Source organism: Brevundimonas sp., from assembly GCF_036402095.1.
Classification (GTDB): Bacteria; Pseudomonadota; Alphaproteobacteria; order Caulobacterales; family Caulobacteraceae; genus Brevundimonas.
This window is the reverse complement of sequence record NZ_DASWTO010000145.1, coordinates 1-2,980: the sequence shown is the minus strand read 5'-3', so window position 1 is coordinate 2,980 and position 2,980 is coordinate 1. Positions and strand designations below refer to the sequence as shown.

Below are 2,980 nucleotides of genomic sequence, written 5' to 3'. Positions count from 1 at the left end.
CCGGCCACGGCAAGGCCCGGGGCCTGTTCGGTCAGCGCCGCCATCAGCCCTTCGCCGTCGGTGCTGTCGGCGCGCACGCGGCCGCCCTCGAAGACCAGCAGGTTGGCCGAGCCGCACAGACGGGCCGTCCCGCTGGCCTCGTCGGCCAGCGCCAGCGCCGCCCCCGTGAACGGCGCGGTGACGTTCAGGCCGCGCAGGGCGCCCCTGCGTCCCTCCTCGACCAGCGCCTCGAACTCCGCCTCGTCGGTCGGTCCGAGGGCGCGGTAGTCGGCATCCAGACCCGCCGCCGCGATCCAGGCCCTGTGGATCAGGGGGCTCAGCGAATGACCGATCGGCTGGCCGGCGACGCCCGCGAGCATGGTCATGTCGGCAGCACTCCGGCCCGGCGCAATTCGGCCAGCACCGGCCACAGCGGCATCCCGAGGACGGTGAAATAATCGCCTTCGACCGCCTCGAACAGCTGCGCCCCCATGCCCTCGAGCCGGTAGGAACCGACCGAGCCCAGCAGGGCTTCGCCCTCGGCCGCCAGATAGGCGTCGAGGAAGGCGTCCGAGAAGTCGCGCACCCGCATGTCGACCGTGTCGACGCCGGACCAGACCACCTGGCCGTTGCGCGCCAGCGCCGCGCCGGAGTGCAGCTGATGCGCCCGCCCCCGCATGGCCGCCAGCTGGGCCCGGGCCGCCGCCATCGACGGCGCCTTGGACACCAGCCCGCCCGCGAAGGCGAGGGTCTGGTCGGCCCCCAGCACCCAGGCTTCCGGGTCACGCCGCGACACCGCCAGAGCCTTGACCCGCGCCAGCTCCAGGGCCAGCCCGGCCGCGTCACCGGGGTCGTGGACCGCCTTGACCGCATCCTCGTCGACATCGGCGACCTGCACCGAGAACGGCACGCCCGCCCCCTCGAGCATGGCGCGGCGGGCGGCGCTTTTCGAAGCGAGGATCAGCCGCTCGCTCACCAGCTGGCGCCCACGCGATGGGTGCGCCGCTCGTTGAGCACATTGATGATCGCCGCCGCCGTCTCCTCGACCGAGCGGCGGGTCACGTCGATGACCGGCCAGCCGCGGCGCTCGAACGCCCGGCGCGCCTTGACCGTCTCCTCGCGCACGGCGTCGTGGTCGGTGTAGGACGACGCGCGGCTGGCGTTCAGCCCGTCCAGCCGGTTGCGGCGGATCTGCACCAGCCGGTCGGGCGACACCGTCAGACCGATGATCAGCGGGTTCTTCAATCCCACAAGCCGTTCGCCGTCCTCCTGCCCCGGCACCAGCGGCACGTTGGCGGCGCGGATGCCGCGGTGGGCCAGATAGATGCAGGTCGGCGTCTTCGAGGTTCGGCTTACGCCGCACAGCACCACGTCGGCGCCCTCCAGCTGTTCCGTTGTGCCCTGGCCGTCGTCATGGGCCATGGCGTAGTCCAGTGCGGCGATGCGGTTGAAATAGTCCGTGTCCAGCGCGTGCTGAGCCCCGACCCGCGTCGACAGGGCCGCGCCGAGGTAGCGCGACAGGGCCCCGACCAGCGGATCGAGCGCGGCGATCTGGGGCATGTCCAGGCGGCGGCAGCCCTCCTCCAGCTGCTCGCGCAGTTCCCGGTCGACGAGGGTGTGCAGGACCACGCCGGGCGAGGCGGCGATCTCCTCCAGCACGCGGTCCATCTGTTTGGCGGAGCGCACAAGGGCATAGATGTGCTCGATCGGAATGACGCCGTCGAAGCGCGCCACCACGGCCTTGGCCATGGCGTTCAGCGTCTCCCCGGTCGAGTCCGAGACCAGGTGGACGTGGAAATAGGTCGCCAGCCGCGAGACGCCGGCGGGACGGGCGGGGCTCATGAGGTCAATCCGGTGGATCGGCTCATCGGAAGCTGTCCATGGCGGCGAGACTCCTGTGGACGGGGCCGGGCGCCGATCGCCCCGGCCGGTGCGCCGATCTCTATAGCCGCGCCCGCCGGGCCGGGCGAGCGGGGATGACCGTGGACGGCGAGACCCCGGTTGCGCCGAGTCTTCCCGCCTGCCCGCCCAAGGGCAGGAACCGGTGTGGACAATCTTAACAAGACCTTAACGGCGCCCGGCGAAATCCGGACGGGGGCGCCGTTCAAAGCGCCGTCTGTCATGGGCCCGGAGGCGACTATCCCCGCTTTCACCAGCCCGGTGAACGGCCGGGGATGACCGCAGGGCAGGCTGCGGAAAAGCCGCCCGCGACGCGGCGGTTCGCTCCGGTTATCCCCGTCATCCCCGGCCCTGCCTTCCTTCACCAATCTTCTCGAATCTTTTTCATTGAAGGATTGGGGGGTGCGACACGGCCCGGGCTTGAGCCGGACCCGGGCCCCCGGTAAGCCCGACATCAGATGACCGTCTCCGACACGCCCCTGCTGCTCAAGGTTCTCGCCGGCGAGGCGACGCCGCGTCCACCGGTGTGGTTCATGCGCCAGGCGGGGCGGTATCTGCCGGAGTACCGGGCGCTCAGGGCGACGACGCCGGACTTCATCTCCTTCTGCCTCGATCCTGACAAGGCCGCGGAGGCGACGCTGCAGCCGATGCGGCGCTTCGGCTTCGACGCCGCCATCGTCTTCGCCGACATCCTGCTGATCCCCCGGGCCCTCGGCCAGGAGGTCTGGTTCGAGGCCGGCGAGGGGCCGCGGCTGGGGGCTCTGCCGCCGGTCGAGGCGATGCGGGCGCTGGCCGCCGGGGCGGGCGAGGCGCTGAAGGAGGTCGGACAGACCCTGTCAATCGTGCGCGGCGAGCTCGAGCCGGACCGGGCCCTGATCGGTTTCGCCGGCGCGCCGTGGACGGTCGCGACCTACATGCTGGACGGCGAGGCGCGCACCATCGGCAAGGGCGAGCGGGCCCAGGCCCGGACCTACGCCTATGCCGAACCGGACAAGGTCCAGGCCCTGCTGGAGGTGCTGGTCGAGGCCACGGCGCATTATCTGAAGATGCAGGCCGACGCCGGGGCGCAGGTGCTGAAGATCTTCGAGAGCTGGGCCGAGGG

The 2,980-nt window shown here is 71.5% G+C and carries 3 protein-coding genes and 1 pseudogene; 1 reads left to right on the top strand and 3 read right to left on the bottom strand.

Annotated features, from left to right (window positions below):
- From VGD32_RS10270 to VGD32_RS10260, 3 genes and pseudogenes are all read right to left on the bottom strand, one after another.
- Nucleotides 1-365: pseudogene (locus tag VGD32_RS10270) on the bottom strand (shikimate dehydrogenase); the annotation flags it as partial.
- Nucleotides 362-955 (bottom strand): Maf family protein, encoded by a 594-nt coding sequence (locus VGD32_RS10265; protein ID WP_331031794.1) that lies wholly within the window; start codon nucleotides 953-955, stop codon nucleotides 362-364. The pseudogene VGD32_RS10270 and the gene VGD32_RS10265, both read right to left, overlap by 4 nt.
- Complete coding sequence (locus tag VGD32_RS10260; RefSeq protein WP_331031793.1) at nucleotides 952-1,821, bottom strand: pyruvate, water dikinase regulatory protein; 870 nt, start codon at nucleotides 1,819-1,821, stop codon at nucleotides 952-954. Before VGD32_RS10260 ends, VGD32_RS10265 begins: the two co-directional genes overlap by 4 nt.
- Before the next feature lie 515 nt (nucleotides 1,822-2,336).
- Between VGD32_RS10260 and VGD32_RS10255 the strand changes: the two genes are divergently transcribed.
- Nucleotides 2,337-2,980 (top strand): uroporphyrinogen decarboxylase family protein (locus tag VGD32_RS10255; RefSeq protein WP_331031792.1); only part of this gene is annotated, 644 nt, incomplete at its 3' end.